12 protein-coding genes, 5 tRNA genes and 2 rRNA genes are annotated in these 21,231 nt (G+C 45.9%); 18 read left to right on the forward strand and 1 reads right to left on the reverse strand.

The window, feature by feature from the left end:
- The first annotated feature begins 60 nt into the window (after positions 1-60).
- The 6 genes from AC5YBZ_RS00580 to birA all read left to right on the forward strand — a co-directional run bounded on the left by AC5YBZ_RS00580 (position 61) and on the right by birA (position 5,975).
- Positions 61-137 (forward strand) — tRNA-Ile (locus AC5YBZ_RS00580).
- Positions 138-272: 135 nt separating this feature from the next.
- Positions 273-348: transfer RNA gene (locus tag AC5YBZ_RS00585), tRNA-Ala, on the forward strand.
- A gap of 324 nt (positions 349-672) precedes the next feature.
- A 23S ribosomal RNA gene (locus AC5YBZ_RS00590) occupies positions 673-3,564 on the forward strand.
- A 104-nt stretch (positions 3,565-3,668) separates the two neighbouring features.
- Positions 3,669-3,784: ribosomal RNA gene (gene rrf, locus AC5YBZ_RS00595) — 5S ribosomal RNA — on the forward strand.
- 189 nt (positions 3,785-3,973) lie between these two features.
- Entirely contained in the window at positions 3,974-5,023 is a 1,050-nt protein-coding gene (gene murB / locus AC5YBZ_RS00600) for a UDP-N-acetylmuramate dehydrogenase (RefSeq protein ID WP_494520360.1), read from the forward strand.
- Positions 5,016-5,975 carry a bifunctional biotin--[acetyl-CoA-carboxylase] ligase/biotin operon repressor BirA gene (gene birA, locus AC5YBZ_RS00605; RefSeq protein WP_494520359.1) on the forward strand — a complete coding sequence of 320 codons (960 nt, stop codon included), beginning with the start codon at positions 5,016-5,018 and terminating at the stop codon, positions 5,973-5,975. Before murB ends, birA begins: the two co-directional genes overlap by 8 nt.
- A gap of 44 nt (positions 5,976-6,019) precedes the next feature.
- On the opposite strand, the gene coaA is transcribed toward birA, so the two are convergent.
- On the reverse strand, positions 6,020-6,970 hold the full coding sequence (gene coaA, locus AC5YBZ_RS00610; protein ID WP_494520358.1) for a type I pantothenate kinase: 951 nt from the start codon (positions 6,968-6,970) through the stop codon (positions 6,020-6,022).
- 234 nt (positions 6,971-7,204) lie between these two features.
- Here coaA and AC5YBZ_RS00615 point away from each other — a divergent pair.
- The 12 genes from AC5YBZ_RS00615 to rpoC all read left to right on the forward strand — a co-directional run bounded on the left by AC5YBZ_RS00615 (position 7,205) and on the right by rpoC (position 21,088).
- Positions 7,205-7,280 (forward strand) — tRNA-Thr (locus AC5YBZ_RS00615).
- Between the two features lie 7 nt (positions 7,281-7,287).
- Positions 7,288-7,372 (forward strand) — tRNA-Tyr (locus AC5YBZ_RS00620).
- Between the two features lie 35 nt (positions 7,373-7,407).
- Positions 7,408-7,481, forward strand: a tRNA-Gly gene (locus tag AC5YBZ_RS00625).
- A 185-nt stretch (positions 7,482-7,666) separates the two neighbouring features.
- The gene (tuf, locus tag AC5YBZ_RS00630; protein WP_494543302.1) at positions 7,667-8,851 is read left to right on the forward strand and encodes an elongation factor Tu; all 1,185 of its coding nucleotides are present in this window, start codon (positions 7,667-7,669) and stop codon (positions 8,849-8,851) included.
- 281 nt (positions 8,852-9,132) lie between these two features.
- On the forward strand, positions 9,133-9,504 hold the full coding sequence (gene secE, locus AC5YBZ_RS00635) for a preprotein translocase subunit SecE (protein WP_110456997.1): 372 nt from the start codon (positions 9,133-9,135) through the stop codon (positions 9,502-9,504).
- A gap of 9 nt (positions 9,505-9,513) precedes the next feature.
- Entirely contained in the window at positions 9,514-10,056 is a 543-nt protein-coding gene (gene nusG / locus AC5YBZ_RS00640) for a transcription termination/antitermination protein NusG (RefSeq protein ID WP_110456996.1), read from the forward strand.
- Positions 10,057-10,182: 126 nt separating this feature from the next.
- Entirely contained in the window at positions 10,183-10,611 is a 429-nt protein-coding gene (gene rplK / locus AC5YBZ_RS00645; RefSeq protein ID WP_110456995.1) for a 50S ribosomal protein L11, read from the forward strand.
- A 4-nt stretch (positions 10,612-10,615) separates the two neighbouring features.
- Complete coding sequence (gene rplA / locus AC5YBZ_RS00650) at positions 10,616-11,317, forward strand: 50S ribosomal protein L1 (protein WP_475515499.1); 702 nt, start codon at positions 10,616-10,618, stop codon at positions 11,315-11,317.
- A 280-nt stretch (positions 11,318-11,597) separates the two neighbouring features.
- On the forward strand, positions 11,598-12,095 hold the full coding sequence (rplJ, locus tag AC5YBZ_RS00655; RefSeq protein ID WP_110456993.1) for a 50S ribosomal protein L10: 498 nt from the start codon (positions 11,598-11,600) through the stop codon (positions 12,093-12,095).
- A 53-nt stretch (positions 12,096-12,148) separates the two neighbouring features.
- Positions 12,149-12,514 (forward strand): 50S ribosomal protein L7/L12, encoded by a 366-nt coding sequence (gene rplL, locus AC5YBZ_RS00660; protein ID WP_028767981.1) that lies wholly within the window; start codon positions 12,149-12,151, stop codon positions 12,512-12,514.
- 242 nt (positions 12,515-12,756) lie between these two features.
- Complete coding sequence (gene rpoB, locus AC5YBZ_RS00665; RefSeq protein ID WP_475515501.1) at positions 12,757-16,788, forward strand: DNA-directed RNA polymerase subunit beta; 4,032 nt, start codon at positions 12,757-12,759, stop codon at positions 16,786-16,788.
- Positions 16,789-16,870: 82 nt separating this feature from the next.
- The gene (gene rpoC / locus AC5YBZ_RS00670) at positions 16,871-21,088 is read left to right on the forward strand and encodes a DNA-directed RNA polymerase subunit beta' (protein ID WP_494520354.1); all 4,218 of its coding nucleotides are present in this window, start codon (positions 16,871-16,873) and stop codon (positions 21,086-21,088) included.
- Positions 21,089-21,231: the final 143 nt, after the last annotated feature.

Here is a 21,231-nt window from a genome sequence, read left to right on the forward strand (position 1 = left end):
ATATCGAAAGATAATTTTTGAGGGATTTGATTCAGTTAGAATTAAATAACCAAAAAGAATGGGTCTGTAGCTCAGCTGGTTAGAGCGCACCCCTGATAAGGGTGAGGTCGGTGGTTCAAGTCCACTCTGACCCACCAAATCTTCGTTTATTCTATGTTAACTTATTACTCGTTTAGTGAACTAAACGTCGCAACAAGTTACCTTGACTAAACTCGATTTGGCTTCGCCAAAATTATTTGGCATTCGATATATTTGTTTGACTGCATGTAAATGGGGCTATAGCTCAGCTGGGAGAGCGCCTGCCTTGCACGCAGGAGGTCTGCGGTTCGATCCCGCATAGCTCCACCATTTACTTGCACATGGATAGAGATGCCAAAGATAAATGCAAAATTTATCTTTGGCTTTTTTAAGCCCGCTCTTTAAAAATTTGGAAAGCTGATAGTGTTAATGTGAAAGGGACTGTGATTGCTTACTTTGTAGGTGGTTATGGTTTGTAGCATTGACGCGAAAATTAAAATTGAGTTCTCAAACACTTAAATCAAGTGCCGAATCATTGTAATGATGATTCATGAGTATTCTTTTGGCGAAAGTAAACACCATTAGTTGCGATACAACATCAAGCTTACCCGCTTGATAAAGTTTGTTTCCTTGTGAAACTCATTTGGGTTGTATGGTTAAGTGACTAAGCGTATACGGTGGATGCCTTGGCAGTCAGAGGCGATGAAGGACGTAGTAACTTGCGAAAAGCGTTGGCGAGCTAGTAACAAGCATTTGAGCTAACGATGTCCGAATGGGGAAACCCACATGCATAAGCATGTATCACAACATGAATACATAGTGTTGTGAGGCGAACCCGGGGAACTGAAACATCTAAGTACCCGGAGGAAAAGAAATCAACCGAGATTCCCCTAGTAGCGGCGAGCGAACGGGGATTAGCCCTTAAGCGTAGAGGGTGTTAGTGGAATGTGTTGGAAAGCACAGCGGCACAGGGTGATAGCCCCGTACATGAAAACTAACTTTACGTGAAAACGAGTAGGACGGGACACGTGACATCTTGTCTGAACATGGGGGGACCATCCTCCAAGGCTAAATACTCCTGACTGACCGATAGTGAACCAGTACCGTGAGGGAAAGGCGAAAAGAACCCCTGTGAGGGGAGTGAAATAGAACCTGAAACCGTATACGTACAAGCAGTGGGAGCGGTTCTTGAGACCGTGACTGCGTACCTTTTGTATAATGGGTCAGCGACTTACATTTTGTAGCGAGGTTAAGCGAATAGCGGAGCCGTAGGGAAACCGAGTGTTAACTGCGCGTTTAGTTGCAAGGTGTAGACCCGAAACCCGGTGATCTAGCCATGGGCAGGTTGAAGGTTGAGTAACATCAACTGGAGGACCGAACACACGTATGTTGAAAAATGCGGTGATGACTTGTGGCTGGGGGTGAAAGGCCAATCAAACCGGGAGATATCTGGTTCTCCTCGAAAGCTATTTAGGTAGCGCCTCGAGCGAATACCATTGGGGGTAGAGCACTGTTAAGGCTAGGGGGTCATCCCGACTTACCAACCCTTTGCAAACTCCGAATACCAATGAGTACTACTCGGGAGACACACGGCGGGTGCTAACGTCCGTCGTGAAAAGGGAAACAACCCAGACCATCAGCTAAGGTCCCAAAGTTATTGCTAAGTGGGAAACGATGTGGGAAGGCTTAGACAGCTAGGATGTTGGCTTAGAAGCAGCCATCATTTAAAGAAAGCGTAATAGCTCACTAGTCGAGTCGCCTGCGCGGAAGATTTAACGGGGCTAAGCAATACACCGAAGCTATGGGTACTAGCGCTTGCGCTAGTGCGGTAGAGGAGCGTTCTGTAAGCCGTTGAAGGTGAAGGGGTAACCCACGCTGGAGGTATCAGAAGTGCGAATGCTGACATGAGTAACGATAAAGGGGGTGAAAAACCCCCTCGCCGAAAGACCAAGGGTTCCTGTCCAATGTTAATCAGGGCAGGGTGAGTCGACCCCTAAGGCGAGGCCGAAAGGCGTAGTCGATGGGAAACAGGTTAATATTCCTGTACTTCTGCTAACTGCGATGGAGAGACGGAGAAGGCTAGGCTAGCGCGGCGTTGGTTGTCCGCGTTTAAGGCTGTAGGTGGTGCACTTAGGCAAATCCGGGTGCACATACACTGAGAGTTGACGACGAGGTTCTACGGAACTGAAGTAGTTGATGCCATGCTTCCAGGAAAATCTTCTAAGCTTCAGGTTAGCAGGAATCGTACCCCAAACCGACACAGGTGGTTGGGTAGAGAATACCAAGGCGCTTGAGAGAACTCGGCTGAAGGAACTAGGCAAAATGGTACCGTAACTTCGGGAGAAGGTACGCTCCTGTTGGTGATGAGACTTGCTCTCTAAGCTGACGGGAGTCGCAGATACCAGGTGGCTGCAACTGTTTATCAAAAACACAGCACTGTGCAAACTCGCAAGAGGAAGTATACGGTGTGACGCCTGCCCGGTGCCGGAAGGTTAATTGATTGGGTTATCTTCGGAGAAGCTCATGATCGAAGCCCCGGTAAACGGCGGCCGTAACTATAACGGTCCTAAGGTAGCGAAATTCCTTGTCGGGTAAGTTCCGACCTGCACGAATGGCGTAATGATGGCCACGCTGTCTCCAGCCGAGACTCAGTGAAGTTGAAATTGCGGTGAAGATGCCGTATACCCGCGGCTAGACGGAAAGACCCCGTGAACCTTTACTATAGCTTGGCACTGAACATTGACCCTACATGTGTAGGATAGGTGGGAGACTTTGAAGCAGGAACGCCAGTTCTTGTGGAGTCAACCTTGAAATACCACCCTTGTAGTGTTGATGTTCTAACTCTGGCCCCTGAATCGGGGTTGAGGACAGTGCCTGGTGGGTAGTTTGACTGGGGCGGTCTCCTCCCAAAGAGTAACGGAGGAGCACGAAGGTTGGCTAAGTACGGTCGGACATCGTACGGTTAGTGCAATGGCATAAGCCAGCTTAACTGCGAGACATACACGTCGAGCAGGTGCGAAAGCAGGTCATAGTGATCCGGTGGTTCTGAATGGAGGGCCATCGCTCAACGGATAAAAGGTACTCCGGGGATAACAGGCTGATACCGCCCAAGAGTTCATATCGACGGCGGTGTTTGGCACCTCGATGTCGGCTCATCACATCCTGGGGCTGAAGTCGGTCCCAAGGGTATGGCTGTTCGCCATTTAAAGTGGTACGCGAGCTGGGTTCAGAACGTCGTGAGACAGTTCGGTCCCTATCTGCCGTGGGCGTTGGATGATTGAAGGGAGCTGCTCCTAGTACGAGAGGACCGGAGTGGACGAACCGCTGGTGTTCGGGTTGTCATGCCAATGGCATTGCCCGGTAGCTACGTTCGGAATCGATAACCGCTGAAAGCATCTAAGCGGGAAGCGAGCCCTAAGATGAGTCATCCCTAGGACTTTAAGTCCTCTAAAGGGCCGTAGGAGACTACTACGTTGATAGGCAAGGTGTGTAAGCGTTGTGAGGCGTTGAGCTAACTTGTACTAATGACCCGTGAGGCTTAACCATACAACCCAAAAGGGTTTCTAACTAAGTGAATACTTAGCGAAAGAATACCGACACTTGATTTAGTGTACTCAAATTTAAAACAGCTTTCTAAATTTCCAAATTTGTCTGGAAACCATAGCATTGTGGTACCACCTGATCCCATCCCGAACTCAGAAGTGAAACGCAATCGCGCCGATGGTAGTGTGGGGTCTCCCCATGTGAGAGTAGGTCATTTCCAGACGCCTAATACGATAAAGCCCGTTGCTAATGCAACGGGCTTTTTTCGTTATTGTTTTCATAAAATAGATCTAGATAGCTCTCTATATTAGCTAAATTGAGAACCGACAGTCTTATTGGATCATTGCAAGGATAACCTCTCTTGAGATCTGATCGATAAAAGTGAGACTAACGGTTACAATAGCTTTTTTTCATGCTACTTAGAATTATGGACTCCATTATTACTCATTCATTAGTCACGCATAATACCTTAGGTATAGATGTCAGTTGTGAACGCTTAATAAAAGCGACTGATGAGCAACAACTCATCGATACCTGTCTTGAGACGGCAAATACTAACAGGCCGTTATTGGCCATTGGTGGCGGTAGCAATATCGTGTTAACGGATAGTTTCATGGGTACCGTGGTGCTTATTGCAACTAAGGGGATTAATGTCGTTGAAGATGAAGACCGTTTTTATTTATCGGTGGCTGCAGGTGAGAATTGGCACGAGTTAGTACAATTTTGTTTAACGCATAATATGCCAGGTCTTGAGAATTTAGCGTTAATCCCAGGTTCTGTAGGCGCTGCACCTATCCAAAATATAGGTGCATATGGCGCTGATTTTTCGCAGTTTTGTGAATGGGTAGAATATCTAGATCTTACCACTGGAGAGCGTGTAAGGCTTAGTTCGGAGCAATGTTTATTTGGTTATCGGGATTCGATTTTTAAATCGACATTAAAAGATAAAGCAGTGATTTTGAATGTGGGCCTTCGGTTAGAAAAACAGTGGCGCCCAAATTTAAGTTATGGCCCATTGCAGCAATTAATATCAGATAGGTTAACACCAACAATGATTTTTGATTGTATCTGCGAGACGCGTAGCAGTAAATTGCCTGATCCCGCAGTATTAGGTAATGTGGGTAGCTTTTTTAAAAACCCTATCGTTTCTAGTGAACACTTTACTCAACTACAACAAGAGTACCCAGCTATTGTTGGCTACCCGGTGAACGTTGATAGCGTAAAGTTAGCAGCGGGTTGGCTTATCGAAAATGCGGGATTAAAAGGCCATGCTATTGGTGGTGCGGCCATACATTTAAAACAAGCCTTGGTTATCGTAAATGTCGGCAAAGCCACAGGGGCTGATGTCTGTACATTAGCGCGTGAGGTGATACAGCGGGTTAACCAAATATATTCGGTCTGTTTAGAGGTTGAGCCACGTATCATCGGTGCAGTAGGAGAAAGGGAATTAAATCATGCATGAACAATGGCTGCGTAAACGCGCAATTATTAAATCACTCGCAGGTGGAGAGTTTGTTTCGGGAGAAGCGCTAGCTCATGAGCTTGGGATCTCAAGGGCTGCCATCAGTAAGCATGTGGCAAGTCTAGAGGAGTTTGGGGTTAATATTTATAGTGTTAAAGGTAAAGGCTATAAATTATCGACTCCATTGTCTCTTATCGATGAGCAACGTTTGAAGGCACAAATTAAAGGTCGTTGTTTTTACTTTAATGATATCAATAGCACTAATGCGTTTTTATTAAATCATGTCAATGAACTCAGCAGTGGTGATATTTGTGTTGCCGAGCATCAATCGGCTGGGCGAGGCCGAAGAGGGCGCACTTGGGTTTCGCCCTATGGTTGCCACCTATATACTTCCTTTTTTTGGCAGTTCTCACAAGGTATGTCGCAAGCTATGGGGTTGAGCCTTGTGGTTGCGTGTTCATTAGCCACAGTATTGCGTGTGTTAGGCGTCGATGGAATAGGGGTTAAGTGGCCAAATGATATCTATCTTAATCATAAAAAATTAGCCGGTATTCTTATTGAGATGAGTGGTCAGGCTGACTACGAATGCAATTTGGTTATTGGAATAGGGATTAACCTTTCGATGTCGGCAGAGCAGGCGGATAAGATTGATCAGCCTTGGAGTGATCTGTCTGAGTTAAGTCAACAACCTGATAAGACTGAGCTAATGATAGCGCTGCAGCAGCAACTGGTGAGCGATCTTAGTTTGTTTGAATCGCAAGGACTGAAGGCGTTCAAGCAACGTTGGCGAGAAGCCGATTTGTTTGACGGTAAAGTCGTTAAATTGCTGATGGGCGACAATAGTGTTGAAGGTATTTGTTGTGGCATAGATGAGCAGGGAGCCATTTTACTTGATAACGGCGATGGTATAAAGGCGTATGTCGGCGGTGAAATATCGATGCGGCCAGTATGAGGCGCTAAACTAGCGTACATGATAAACGCACGCTAGTTTACTGCCTATTTACGTAACAGCACCTGATTCATCATATGGTCGGTGCCTTTACTTAAAATCAGATGCGCTCGATCGCGGGTCGGTAAGATATTTAAATTAAGATTGGGGCCATTGATACTGTCCCAGATGTTGGCCGCAATACGAGTCGCTTCAGTGTCGTTGAGATCCGAATAGTGATGAAAATAAGAGTTCACATCACTAAATGCTCCTTGTCTAAATTTTAAGAAACGCGATATATACCAATGCTTTAGTAGTGATTCGTCTGCATCTACATAGATAGAAAAATCTACAAAGTCAGATACAAATGGTTGTGAGATTGCTACATGACTGTCTTGGCTGGTTTGTAATACATTTAACCCTTCGATAATCAGAATATCGGGTTGTTCAATAACCTGCTGAGTATCAGCGACTCTGTCATAGGTTATGTGAGAATAGATGGGGGCATGGACTGTACTTTCGCCGGCTTTTATCTTCGATATAAATTCGACCAACATCTTCATATCGTAGCTTTCGGGGAAGCCCTTACGCTGCAATAAACCACGACGCTTCAATTCTGCCAGTGGGTACAAAAAGCCATCAGTGGTGACCAGATCAACCTTTGGATGTTCTGGCCACTGTCTTAATAAGGCTTGCATGATACGCGCTGTGGTGCTTTTACCCACAGCAACACTGCCTGCGATACTAATAATGTAAGGGCGCTTTGGCGGTTCTCGGCCTATAAATTGGCTTAATACTAGGCCGCGTTGTTGTTTGGCACCGATGATAAGGTTTAATAGTCGACTAAGGGGTAAGTAAATATCGGTGACTTCATCGAGTGAGATAGATTCATTGATACCGCGTAAGTCTTCGAGATCTGTTTCACTGAGGGTAAGTGGTACCGATTTTCGTAGTTCAGCCCATTGTTGGCGCTCGAAAGCAAGATAAAGCGCATTGTGAATTTGATTAGTGGCTAACATGGATAAATCTCCCCTTAGGCAACGCACAGTACACCATCGTCTTTATGTGAACAACTGCAAAAATGCTATTCCTACAGGAGGGAATAAGTAATCGCTCTCTTCTGCCTGAATAGTGCACAGTAAGTGATGCTTTTGGTGGAAAAAGCGCCGCTTAAGCGTTTTTTTTACAGATATTTCAAATTAGCTATTGCACTTGTGCTCATGATTCCCTAATATCCGCTACCGAAATGACACGCCGGCATAGCTCAGTTGGTAGAGCAACTGACTTGTAATCAGTAGGTCCCGAGTTCGACTCTTGGTGCCGGCACCATTTCTCTGGAGGGGTTCCCGAGTGGCCAAAGGGATCAGACTGTAAATCTGACGGCTCAGCCTTCGAAGGTTCGAATCCTTCTCCCTCCACCATTTTTTAGGTAGTTAGGTAACCTTAGTTAGGTTGCGCGGATGTCGTATAATGGTATTACTCCAGCCTTCCAAGCTGATAACGCGGGTTCGATTCCCGCCATCCGCTCCAATTTTCGCTGATTGTGCCCATATCTAAGAGCAATCCCATCTAAAAGGGTCAGTTCTCGATAACTGCCTTCAGCTCCTACTAAGCCCCCTAATTATCTTAATGAATCGATTCGATGACATAATATGCATCGGATTTTTTGTTGTATGTAGATTTCATCACCAAGTATCTCTAATTGGGGCAATACCATGGCTAAAGAAAAATTTGAACGTAGCAAACCTCACGTAAACGTGGGCACCATCGGTCACGTTGACCATGGTAAAACCACTCTTACTGCAGCAATCTCTGCTGTATTGACTAAGACATACGGCGGTGAAGCTCGTAACTTTGCACAAATCGATAACGCTCCAGAAGAGCGTGAGCGCGGTATTACAATTAATACTTCTCACATCGAATATGACACTCCATCACGTCACTACGCACACGTAGACTGCCCAGGTCACGCGGATTATGTTAAAAACATGATCACTGGTGCTGCACAGATGGACGGCGCTATCCTAGTAGTTGCTTCTACAGATGGTCCAATGCCACAGACTCGTGAGCACATCCTGCTTTCACGTCAGGTTGGTGTACCTTTCATCATCGTATTCATGAACAAATGTGACATGGTTGATGACGAAGAGCTTCTAGAACTAGTAGAAATGGAAGTTCGTGAACTTCTATCTGAATATGACTTCCCAGGTGATGACCTACCAGTTATCCAAGGTTCTGCGCTTAAAGCCCTTGAAGGCGAGCCAGAGTGGGAAGCTAAGATCCTTGAGCTTGCAGAAGCGCTAGATACTTATATTCCAGAGCCTGAGCGTGCAATTGACGGTGCATTCATTCTTCCAATCGAAGACGTATTCTCAATCGCTGGCCGTGGTACTGTTGTAACTGGTCGTGTAGAGCGCGGTATCATCAAAGTAGGTGAAGAAGTAGAAATCGTTGGTATTCGCGATACTACTAAGACCACTTGTACTGGTGTTGAAATGTTCCGTAAACTGCTTGACGAAGGTCGTGCAGGTGAGAACTGTGGTGTACTACTACGTGGTACTAAGCGTGATGAAGTTGAGCGTGGTCAAGTATTGGCTAAGCCTGGTTCAATCACTCCACACACTACATTCCAGTCAGAAATCTATGTTCTGTCAAAAGAAGAAGGCGGACGTCACACTCCATTCTTCAAAGGTTACCGTCCACAGTTCTACTTCCGTACAACAGACGTAACCGGTACTATCGAATTGCCAGAAGGCGTAGAGATGGTAATGCCTGGTGACAACGTACAGATGACAGTAACGCTGATCTGCCCAATCGCGATGGACGAAGGTTTACGCTTCGCTATCCGTGAAGGTGGCCGTACAGTTGGTGCTGGTGTTGTAGCTAAGATCATTGCTTAATAGCAAAGTGTCTTAACACAATACTGAAAAAGGCAGCCTAGGCTGCCTTTTTCATTTTTAGTCATTGATATTTGTTGGCAACAGGCCCTGAGCCGCCTTGCCAATTGCATTGAATAAGAATACAATCTATGGCCGATTTTTGACCCTCTGGGCTTACTTTTTGCTCTAGTAGTGGGTAAGCTCGGGCATACAGTGGAATGGTCAACACAATCTTACTTGAGAAAGAATTTTGCGACTGACCAAACTTAAGCTCAGGTCGTAGTGAGTAACGGAAGTAACCGATGACAACAAATACTGAAAATCAGGGTAACTCTCTGGATATGGTAAAATGGGGCGTAGTAGTTATTCTGCTGGCTGCTGCCATTATTGCTAATCAGATGTATAGCGAAGCAAGCGTATTGGTGCGTGCTATCGGTGTCGTAGTGGCATTCGCAATAGCCGGCTTTATCGCTCTTCAAACCGAGAAAGGCAAGCAAGCGTTGGCCTTTGCTCGTGAGTCGCACATTGAAGTTCGTAAAGTGGTTTGGCCTACGCGTCAAGAAGCGCTAAACACGACTTTTATCGTTTTAGCGGCAACAGGCATTTTGGCTCTTATCCTTTGGGGTATGGATGCTGTATTGCTGAGAATTGTTAATTTTATTACAGGCGTATAGGCACTTCGTATGACTGAAGCTAAAAAAAGATGGTATGTGGTTCAGGCCTTTTCTGGTTATGAAGGTCGCGTATGTAAATCATTGCTTGAACACATCAAAATGCATGAAATGGAACACTATTTCGGTGAGGTTTTAGTACCGACTGAAGAAGTGGTTGAAATGCGTGCAGGCCAGCGTCGTAAGAGTGAACGTAAATTCTTCCCTGGCTATGTATTAGTCCAGATGGAAATGAATGACGAAAGCTGGCACTTGGTGAAAAGCATCCCTCGTGTAATGGGCTTCATTGGTGGTACGTCAGATCGTCCTGCGCCGATTTCAGATAAAGAAGCCGATGCGATTTTACAGCGTCTACAAGAAACTACTGAGTCGCCAACGCATCGCGTGATGTTTGAACCTGGTGAAGTCGTGCGCGTGACCGACGGTCCATTCGCTGACTTTAACGGCACGGTAGAAGAAGTCGATTACGAGAAGAACCGCGTCAAAGTATCGGTAATGATCTTTGGTCGTTCAACGCCAGTAGAGCTTGATTTTAGCCAGATCGAAAAGAGCTGATTAAATAAAGCGCAAAACGTATTGGAAATGGCTGCGGATTTTTGTATAATCCGCAGCCATTATTTTCGGGGAGCTAATAGGCATGTCGCCTTTAGCGTTTGTACCCATACTTGAGGAAAATGTCTCATGGCAAAGAAAGTTGATGGTTACATCAAACTACAAGTAGCAGCCGGTGCTGCAAACCCGTCGCCACCAGTTGGCCCTGCATTGGGTCAGAAAGGTGTTAACATCATGGAATTCTGTAAAGCATTCAACGCTCGTACTGAGAAGTTCGAGAAAGGTATGCCAATTCCTGTTGTTATCACTGTTTACACTGATCGCTCTTTCACTTTTGAAACTAAGACTCCTCCAGCTTCGTTCCTACTGCTTAAAGCAGCGGGTCTTAAGTCTGGTTCAGGCCGTCCTAACACTGAAAAAGTGGGAACTATCAAGCGTAGCGCTGTCCAGGAAATCGCTGAGACTAAAGCCGCTGATATGACTGGTGCTGATATTGAAGCGATGATTCGCTCAATTGAAGGTACTGCGCGTTCAATGGGTTTGGTAGTAGAGGATTAATATCATGGCAAAGCTAACTAAACGCGCGCGTTTGATCCGCGAAAAAGTAGAAGTAACTAAGAGCTACGACATCAACGAAGCTGTTGCACTTCTTAAAGAACTAGCAACTGCTAAGTTCGTTGAGAGTGTAGACGTAGCGGTTAACCTAGGTGTTGACCCACGTAAATCTGACCAAAACGTGCGTGGTGCAACTGTACTTCCACACGGTACTGGTCGTGATGTACGTGTTGCTGTGTTCACTCAAGGTGCTAACGCTGAAGCGGCTAAAGCAGCTGGCGCTGAACTTGTGGGTATGGATGACCTTGCTGCACAAGTTAAAGCGGGCGAAATGAACTTCGACGTAGTTATCGCATCTCCAGATGCAATGCGCGTTGTTGGTCAGTTAGGCCAAATCTTAGGCCCACGTGGTCTAATGCCTAACCCTAAAACTGGTACTGTGACTCCTAATGTTGCAGAAGCAGTTAAGAACGCGAAAGCGGGTCAAGTACGTTACCGCAATGACAAGAACGGTATTATCCACACTACTATCGGTAAAGTGGATTTCGATACTGTTCAACTAAAAGAAAACCTAGAAGCTCTACTTGGCGCGCTTATCAAAGCTAAGCCAGCTGCAGCTAAAGGCGTTTTCGTTAAGAAAGTAAGCATCTCTACCACTATGGGTGCAGGTGTGGCAGTTGATCAGAGCACTCTGACTCCAGCAGCTTAATTTCTTGGCATGATTTTACAAAGTGGGCAAGTTAGCATATAATGCGCGCACTTTGTGGGTTGAGGTCTATTTTCGTACTACTTTTAGTATTACAGAATAGACCCTCGTCCAAGACCGTAGGTGTTAACGCAGTGCGCTAACTTAATTTCCTACGTAGACGGTGTCGGACCCCAGTTAGATTTTATTCTGCCTGGATATTCGCGCCGTAAGTAACTAAGTTAATTGACTTAGTTTGGTAATTGCTAGGGAATTCCCTAGATAGAATCCAGGAGTAAAGCCAATGGCATTAAGACTCGAAGACAAAAAAGCGATTGTTGCTGAAGTCAACGAAGCTGCCAAAGGTGCTTTATCTGCAGTTGTTGCCGATTCACGTGGTGTAACTGTAGGTGATATGACCGGTCTTCGTAAAGCCGCTCGTGAAGCTGGTGTGTACGTTAAAGTTGTACGTAACACTCTAGTTAAACGCGCTGTTGAAGGTACTGCTTTTGAGTGCCTTAGCGATACGTTTACTGGTCCTACTTTGATCGCATTCTCTAATGAGCATCCAGGTGCAGCAGCGCGTCTTCTTAAAGACTTCGCTAAAGTACAAGGTAACTTTGAGATCAAAGCAGCAGCCTTTGAAGGGGAACTAATCCCTGCAGATAACATTGATCGTTTAGCAAAACTACCAACATACGAAGAAGCACTAGCTCAGTTCATGATGACTCTAAAAGAAGCATCTGCTGGCAAGTTCGTTCGTACATTGGCCGCTCTACGCGATCAGAAAGAAGCTGCTTAATTTTACAAGCCGCTTAATTAAATTGAATTCAGTACAATTAGGAATTTTTTGTTATGTCTATCACTAAAGACCAAATCTTAGAAGCCCTTGCAGCAATGTCTGTAATGGAAGTTGTTGAACTAATCGAAGCAATGGAAGAGAAGTTCGGCGTTTCTGCCGCTGCTGCTGTTGTTTCTGGTGGTGGCGAAGCTGCTGCTGCTGAAGAGAAAACAGAATTCGACGTAATTCTTACTTCTCACGGTGACAACAAAGTTGCTGTTATTAAAGCACTTCGTGGCGCTACAGGTCTAGGCCTGAAAGAAGCTAAAGGCATGGCTGAATCTGCTCCAGTAGCAGTTAAAGAAGCTATCTCTAAAGAAGAAGCTGAAGCTCTTAAAACTGAACTTGAAGCAGCTGGTGCTGCAGTAGAGATCAAGTAAGTTATAATATAACTTACATCCCACCCGAGTCATCGGGCGGAGGCTGGCGGTTTTTTAACCGTCGGCCTTTTTTGCGCTGTAAGCGTTGGCGATTTTTTTTTCACCGTTTGTCGCCAGATTTTGCAGTCCCTAGCAGAGATTACTGGTTAGGTTCTTGCTATCAACGGTGATGGGCAAACGTGCTGATTCAACCCCTTAGCGTTGATTCAGTCTTGGTCACATCTCGCAATCAGAGGAAACCCATGGTTTACTCCTATTCTGAAAAGAAGCGTATTCGCAAAGACTTTGGTAAGCGTCCACAAGTTTTGGATATCCCTTACCTATTGTCAATCCAGTTGGACTCCTTTAAGAAGTTCACCGATCAAGATCCTACAGGCGAGCGTGGTTTAGAAGCCGCTTTCCGTAGCGTTTTTCCCATCAAGAGCTTTTCTGGTAATTCTGAGCTGCAATATGTCAGCTATAAACTAGGTGAGCCTGTTTTTGATGTGAAAGAGTGTCAAATTCGCGGTGTTACATACTCTGCACCACTACGTGTTAAGTTACGTATGGTTCTGTATGACCGTGAAGCGGCGCCTGGCACAGTAAAAGATATTAAAGAACAAGAAGTCTATATGGGGGATATCCCTCTTATGACTGACAACGGTACCTTTGTTATCAATGGTACTGAGCGTGTTATCGTATCTCAGTTACACCGTAGTCCTGGTGTATTCTTCGATCACGACCGTGGTAAGACCCACTCTTCTGGTAAGGTGCTGTATAACGCACGTATTATTCCTTACCGTGGTTCATGGTTGGATTTTGAGTTCGATCCAAAAGATGCGCTATTTGTCCGTATTGACCGTCGTCGTAAACTTGCGGCGTCTATCATCTTACGTGCATTGGATTATTCGACTCAAGATATCCTAGATCTGTTCTTTGAACGTGTTCAATACAAGATCAAAAAAGATACCTTGGTGATGACGCTAGTTGCTGACCGCCTGCGCGGTGAAACAGCAAGCTACGACATTAAAGATGCTGAAGGCACTATCTTAGTTGAGAAAGGTCGTCGCATTACTGCACGTCATATTCGTCAACTTGAGAAGACCAATACTACTGAGCTTGAAGTACCGGTTGAGTACATTTCAGGTAAGATTGCTGCACAAGACTATATCGACCCAGATACGGGCGAAGTGTTGGTTTCTGCAAACGCAGAGATCAGCCTAGAAGATCTTGCTAAGCTTTCAATGGCTGGTATCAAAGATATCGATACACTGTTCATCAACGAGCTTGATCACGGTGCATATATCTCTGACACGCTGCGTATCGATTCTACAACTAACCGCTTAGAAGCGTTAGTTGAGATCTATCGCATGATGCGTCCTGGCGAGCCACCAACCAAAGATGCTGCAGAAGCCCTATTCCAGAACTTGTTCTTCAGTGAAGAGCGTTATGACCTATCTAAAGTAGGTCGTATGAAGTTCAACCGTCGTCTCGGTATCGATGACGATGAAGGTACAGGCATTCTGACCAAAGAAGATATCGTTGCAGTAATGCAGAACATCATCAAAATCCGTAACGGTAATGATGAAGTCGATGATATCGATCACTTGGGTAACCGTCGTATCCGTAGTGTTGGCGAAATGGCTGAAAACCAGTTCCGTGTAGGTCTAGTTCGTGTAGAGCGTGCCGTACGTGAGCGTTTAAGCCTTGGTGATCTGAATGAGCTAATGCCTCAAGATCTGATCAACGCTAAGCCTATTTCTGCTGCAGTGAAAGAGTTCTTCGGTTCTTCTCAGCTGTCTCAGTTCATGGACCAAAACAACCCACTATCAGAAGTGACTCATAAGCGCCGTATTTCGGCTCTTGGTCCAGGTGGTTTGACACGTGAGCGTGCAGGTTTCGAAGTTCGAGACGTTCACCCAACTCACTATGGTCGTCTATGTCCAATTGAGACCCCTGAAGGTCCAAACATTGGTCTAATCAACTCGTTAGCAAGCTTTGCACGCACTAACTCTTATGGTTTCCTTGAAACACCTTACCGCAAGGTAATTGATGGTGTGATCACTGATCAAGTTGATTACTTGTCAGCAATCGAAGAGGGCCGTTACGTTATTGCACAGGCTAACATTGAGCTTGATGCCGATGGCCGTATGGTTGAAGAGCAAATTGCTTGTCGTCATAAGGGTGAATCTACCTTTATGCGCGCTGCCGACGTTCAATATATGGACGTATCGCCACAACAGATCATCTCAGTTGCTGCGTCACTGATCCCGTTCCTAGAACACGATGATGCTAACCGTGCATTGATGGGTGCGAACATGCAACGTCAAGCGGTTCCAACATTGCGCGCCGATAAGCCGCTGGTTGGTACGGGTATCGAACGTACGCTAGCGGTTGACTCAGGTGTTGTTGTTGCAGCTAAGCGTGGTGGTTATGTTGATTACGTTGACGCTAGCCGTATCGTAGTTAAGGTAAACGAAGCAGAATTGACTCCAGGTGAAGCTGGTATCGATATCTACAACTTGACCAAATACACTCGTTCTAACCAGAACACCTGTATTAATCAGCGTCCATGTTGCAGCGTTGGTGACCCAGTTGTTCGTGGTGACGTACTTGCCGATGGCCCATCTACCGATTTAGGTGATTTGGCACTTGGTCAGAACATGCGTATCGCGTTCATGCCCTGGAATGGTTACAACTTCGAGGATTCGATCTTAATCTCTGAGCGCGTTGCGCAAGAGGATCGTTTCACCACTATCCACATTCAAGAGCTTTCATGTATCGCTCGTGATACTAAGTTGGGTAGCGAAGAGATCACTGCTGATATTCCAAACGTAGGTGAGTCTGCGCTTTCTAAGCTAGATGAATCAGGTATCGTTTACATTGGTGCTGAAGTTAAGGGTGGCGACATCCTAGTGGGCAAAGTGACACCTAAAGGTGAAACTCAGCTAACGCCAGAAGAGAAGCTATTGCGTGCGATCTTCGGTGAAAAAGCATCTGATGTTAAAGATAGCTCACTACGTGTACCTAACTCAGTTAAAGGTACCATCATCGACGTTCAGGTATTTACCCGTGACGGCGTTGAGAAAGATAAGCGTGCGGTAGAAATCGAAGAGATGCATATCGCCCAGGCTAAGAAAGACCTCACTGAAGAATTTAAGATTCTTGAAGATGGTGTGATTGGCCGTGCTCGCAACCTATTAATAGGTGCTGGCTACACTGAAGCCCAGCTTGATGCCATTCCTCGTTCACAGTTGTTAGTGCAAACTATCGACGATGAAACTAAGCAAACTGAACTAGAACAGTTAGCTGAGCAAGCGGAAGAGCTAAAAGCTGACTTCGATAAGAAGTTCGAAGTTAAGCGTCGTAAGATCACTCAAGGTGATGACTTAGCGCCTGGCGTACTTAAGATTGTTAAGGTTTACCTAGCAGTTAAACGTACTATTCAGCCTGGTGATAAAATGGCGGGTCGTCACGGTAACAAGGGTGTTATCTCTAAGATTAACCCTGTAGAAGATATGCCGTACGACGAAAATGGTAACCCAGTGGACATCGTATTGAACCCACTAGGTGTACCATCGCGTATGAACATCGGTCAGGTTCTTGAAGTGCATTTAGGCGCAGCGGCGAAAGGTATCGGTGACAAGATCACTGCTATGCTGGAAGAGCAGCGCGAGCTTGCAGAGCTTCGTAACTACATCAAGCAAGTTTATGAACTTGGTGAAGACGTGCAACAGCGCGTTGATATCGATTCATTTACTGATGAAGAAGTTATTCGTCTTGCTAAGAACCTAAGAGGCGGTGTTCCGACTGCGACTCCAGCATTCGATGGTGCAAAAGAGAAAGAAATTAAGGAGATGCTTGAATTAGCTGGTCTTCCTACTTCTGGACAGCGCACCTTGTTTGATGGTCGTACCGGTAACCAATTTGAACGTCCAGTAACCGTAGGTTACATGTACATGCTTAAACTTAACCACTTGGTTGACGATAAGATGCACGCGCGTTCAACTGGTTCTTACAGTCTTGTTACTCAGCAACCACTGGGCGGTAAAGCTCAGTTTGGTGGTCAGCGTTTCGGTGAGATGGAAGTATGGGCACTTGAAGCATACGGTGCCGCTTACACTCTACAAGAGATGCTTACTGTTAAGTCTGATGATGTTAACGGTCGTACTCAGATGTATAAGAACATCGTCGACGGTAACCACCAGATGCAACCAGGTATGCCTGAGTCCTTCAACGTATTGCTGAAGGAGATCCGTTCACTCGGTATTAATATCGAGTTGGATCAAAAGTAAGACTTGGCCATCGCCGAAGTTTGGCAATAAACGGTGCTCCGCGCAAGCGGAGCACCCGGTTTAACTCCTTCAGGAGAGAAACGTGAAAGACTTATTAAAGTTTCTGAAACAGCAAAGCAAGACTGAAGAATTTGAAGGGATCAAGATTGGCCTAGCGTCGCCAGATCTCATCCGCTCTTGGTCATTTGGTGAAGTTAAGAAGCCAGAAACCATCAACTACCGTACTTTCAAGCCTGAGCGTGAAGGTTTGTTCTGTGCGCGTATTTTTGGTCCAGTAAAAGATTATGAATGTTTATGCGGTAAGTATAAGCGTCTTAAGCACCGTGGTGTGATCTGTGAAAAGTGTGGCGTAGAAGTTACCCAGACTAAAGTACGTCGTGAGCGTATGGGTCACATTGATCTAGCAAGCCCAGTGGCACACATTTGGTTCTTGAAATCACTGCCGTCCCGTATCGGTTTGATGCTAGATATGACACTGCGTGATATCGAACGTGTACTTTACTTCGAATCATTTGTTGTGATCGAGCCTGGCATGACCAGCCTTGAACGCGGCCAAATGCTGACTGAAGAAAATTACCTTGACGCACTCGAAGAGTACGGTGATGAGTTCGAAGCTAAGATGGGTGCAGAAGCAGTTCTTGAATTGCTACGTGCTATCGATCTTGAAAAAGAGATTGAGATGATGCGCGAAGAGTTGCCATCAATCAACTCTGAGACTCGTCGTAAGAAGATCACTAAGCGTCTTAAGCTCATTGAAGCGTTCTTCACTTCAGGCAACAAGCCTGAGTGGATGATCCTCAAAGTGCTACCGGTTCTGCCACCTGACTTGCGTCCTCTAGTTCCACTAGATGGCGGTCGTTTTGCTACGTCTGATTTGAACGACCTTTACCGTCGTGTGATCAACCGTAACAACCGTCTAAAGCGTCTATTAGACCTAGCTGCTCCAGACATCATCGTGCGCAACGAAAAGCGTATGTTGCAAGAGTCTGTTGATGCGCTACTAGATAATGGTCGTCGTGGTCGTGCTATTACTGGTTCTAACAAGCGTCCGCTTAAATCTTTGGCCGATATGATCAAAGGTAAGCAAGGTCGTTTCCGTCAGAACTTGCTAGGTAAACGTGTTGACTATTCTGGTCGTTCGGTAATTACCGTAGGTCCTACTTTACGTCTACACCAGTGTGGTCTTCCTAAGAAGATGGCACTTGAGCTATTTAAGCCATTCATCTATGGCAAGTTAGAAGGTCGTGGCCTAGCTACTACCATCAAAGCTGCTAAGAAGATGGTTGAACGTGAAGTACCTGAAGTATGGGACGTGCTAGATGACGTGATCCGCGAACATCCAGTGATGCTTAACCGTGCACCAACACTGCACAGATTGGGTATCCAGGCGTTCGAGCCTGTCCTTATTGAAGGTAAAGCGATTCAGCTACACCCACTCGTTTGTGCGGCATACAACGCCGACTTCGATGGTGACCAAATGGCTGTTCACGTGCCGCTAACGCTCGAAGCGCAGCTAGAAGCACGTTCACTAATGATGTCGACCAACAACATCCTTTCACCTGCAAACGGTGAGCCAGTGATCACACCGTCACAGGACGTTGTATTGGGTCTTTACTACACCAGTCGCGAGCGCGTGAATGGTTTAGGTGAAGGCATGGCGTTTGAATCTGTTGATGAAGTAGAAAAAGCTTACCGTACAGGTGTGGCTGAGCTACATGCGCGCGTTAAAGTACGTATCACAGAGACAACGATTGCTGACAATGGTGAGCGTACAGAAGCACGTCGTATCGTAGATACTACTGTGGGTCGTGCACTGTTATCTCAGATTCTGCCAAAAGGCTTATCGTATGATTTGGTTAACCAAAACATGGGTAAGAAGCAGATCTCTAAGCTATTGAACACTTGTTACCGTCAACTAGGTCTTAAAGATACCGTTATCTTTGCTGACCAATTGATGTATACCGGTTTCCACTTTGCGACAGTATCGGGTGCCTCTGTTGGTATTAACGATATGGTTATTCCTGATGAGAAGTACACGCTTGTAGCAGATGCTGAAGCTGAAGTACTTGAGATTCAAGAACAGTTCCAGTCGGGTCTGGTTACCGCAGGTGAGCGTTATAACAAAGTCATCGATATCTGGGCAAGTGCGAACGAAAAAGTTTCTAAAGCGATGATGGATAACCTGTCTACTGAGACAGTGATTAACCGTGATGGTGAAGAAGAGACTCAAGCATCGTTCAACAGCATCTACATGATGGCCGACTCAGGCGCTCGTGGTAGTGCTGCACAGATTCGTCAGCTAGCGGGTATGCGTGGTCTGATGGCTAAGCCAGATGGCTCAATCATCGAAACCCCAATTACGGCTAACTTCCGTGAAGGTCTAAACGTACTCCAGTACTTTATCTCTACTCACGGTGCACGTAAGGGTCTAGCGGATACGGCACTTAAGACAGCGAACTCGGGTTACCTGACTCGCCGTCTAGTTGACGTTGCGCAAGACTTAGTTGTTATCGAAGACGATTGTGGTACCCACGAAGGTCTAACAATGAAGCCGCTGATTGAAGGTGGTGATGTTGTTGAGCCGTTACGTGAACGTGTGCTTGGTCGCGTAGTAGCAGAAGATGTTTACTACCCAGGTACAGAGAATGTACTTGTACCTCGTAACACCCTGCTTGATGAAGCATGGTGTGACACGTTAGAAGAGCATTCAATCGATGAGATGATCGTTCGTTCTGTTATTAGCTGTGATACTGACTTCGGTGTTTGTGCTGCTTGTTATGGTCGTGATTTGGCTCGTGGCCATATCATTAACCAAGGTGAAGCTATCGGTGTTGTTGCTGCTCAGTCAATTGGTGAGCCAGGTACACAGCTGACGATGCGTACCTTCCACATTGGTGGTGCGGCATCTCGAGCGTCTGCAGAAAACAACGTCCAAGTTAAGAATGCTGGTTCGCTAAAACTGCATAACGCTAAGCACGTTAAGAACAGTGTAGGCAAGCTGGTTATCGTATCGCGTTCATCAGAACTGGCTATCATTGATGAGCTAGGTCGTGAGAAAGAGCGTTACAAAGTCCCTTACGGTACCATCTTAGAAAAGTTAGAAGATGCATCAGTTAATCCTGGTGAAATCATCGCTAACTGGGATCCGCATACTCACCCAATCATCTCTGAAGTGGCGGGTAGTATCAAGTTCGTTGATATGATTGACGGTGTCACTATGACACGTCAAACCGATGAGCTAACGGGTCTGTCTTCGATTGTTGTGTTAGACGTTGGTCAACGTCCTGCAGCCGGTAAAGAGATGCGCCCTGCGATCCGTCTAGTGGGTGCCGATGGCAACGACTTGATGATCCCAGGTACTGAAGTACCAGCGCAATACTTCTTACCAGGTAAGGCGATTGTAAACCAAGACGATAATGCACCAATTAACGTTGGTGATGCGTTGGCACGTATTCCACAAGAATCGTCTAAGACGCGCGATATTACCGGTGGTCTACCACGCGTTGCCGACTTGTTTGAAGCGCGTAAACCAAAAGAGCCTGCAATTCTTGCTGAGTACTCAGGTACTATCTCGTTTGGTAAAGAGACCAAAGGCAAGCGTCGTCTAGTGATCACTCCTGCAGATGGTGGTAAGCCATATGAAGAGATGATTCCTAAGTGGCGTAACCTAAACGTGTTCGAAGGTGAAAAAGTCGAACGTGGTGAGGTTATTGCTGACGGTCCAGAAGCGGCGCACGATATCTTGCGTCTGCGTGGTATTCACAAAGTGGCTAACTATATCGTTAATGAAGTCCAAGACGTATACCGTCTACAGGGCGTAAAAATTAACGATAAGCACATTGAAGTGATTATCCGTCAGATGCTTCGTAAGTGCGAAATCACCGAAGCGGGTGATAGTGATTTCCTACCTGGTGAGCAAGTTGAAGTCTCGCGCGTTAAGATCGCTAACCGCGAACTTGAAGCGCAAGGTAAGGCACCAGCTAAGTTCGAACGTGAACTACTAGGTATCACTAAGGCTTCTCTGGCGACTGAGTCGTTTATCTCGGCTGCATCGTTCCAGGAAACGACACGCGTATTGACTGAAGCTGCCGTTGGCGGTAAGAGCGATAAGCTACGTGGCCTGAAAGAGAACGTGATTGTTGGTCGCTTGATTCCTGCCGGTACGGGTTATGCGTATCATCAGAAACGCAACCAAGTGAGTGCTAATAAAGGTCAAGCTGAAGAAGCTCCCGTTATTAGTGCAAGCGAAGCTGAGCAAAACTTGGCAGATCTGCTTAATCTAGCAGGTAGTGCTGAGTAATTAGCGCTTAAACGTAAACAGGTTGTAAAAAAGGCACCTAGGGTGCCTTTTTTTTACTTAAATTGGGTAAAAAGTTGGCTATTTCTTGACAGGAACTGATTACCTTTCTAAAATTTCGCGTCCCACACCTGTGGGATATAGAT

This window comes from Shewanella sp. 553, from assembly GCF_059338375.1.

Coding starts and splice junctions, on each gene's coding strand:
- rplA (WP_475515499.1), top strand. CDS start 10,616: ATGGCAAAGCTAACTAAACGCGCGCGTTTGATCCGCGAAAAAGTAGAA.
- coaA (WP_494520358.1), bottom strand. CDS start 6,970: ATGTTAGCCACTAATCAAATTCACAATGCGCTTTATCTTGCTTTCGAG.
- rplL (WP_028767981.1), top strand. CDS start 12,149: ATGTCTATCACTAAAGACCAAATCTTAGAAGCCCTTGCAGCAATGTCT.
- murB (WP_494520360.1), top strand. CDS start 3,974: ATGCTACTTAGAATTATGGACTCCATTATTACTCATTCATTAGTCACG.
- nusG (WP_110456996.1), top strand. CDS start 9,514: ATGACTGAAGCTAAAAAAAGATGGTATGTGGTTCAGGCCTTTTCTGGT.
- rpoB (WP_475515501.1), top strand. CDS start 12,757: ATGGTTTACTCCTATTCTGAAAAGAAGCGTATTCGCAAAGACTTTGGT.
- secE (WP_110456997.1), top strand. CDS start 9,133: ATGACAACAAATACTGAAAATCAGGGTAACTCTCTGGATATGGTAAAA.
- rplK (WP_110456995.1), top strand. CDS start 10,183: ATGGCAAAGAAAGTTGATGGTTACATCAAACTACAAGTAGCAGCCGGT.
- rplJ (WP_110456993.1), top strand. CDS start 11,598: ATGGCATTAAGACTCGAAGACAAAAAAGCGATTGTTGCTGAAGTCAAC.
- tuf (WP_494543302.1), top strand. CDS start 7,667: ATGGCTAAAGAAAAATTTGAACGTAGCAAACCTCACGTAAACGTGGGC.
- birA (WP_494520359.1), top strand. CDS start 5,016: ATGCATGAACAATGGCTGCGTAAACGCGCAATTATTAAATCACTCGCA.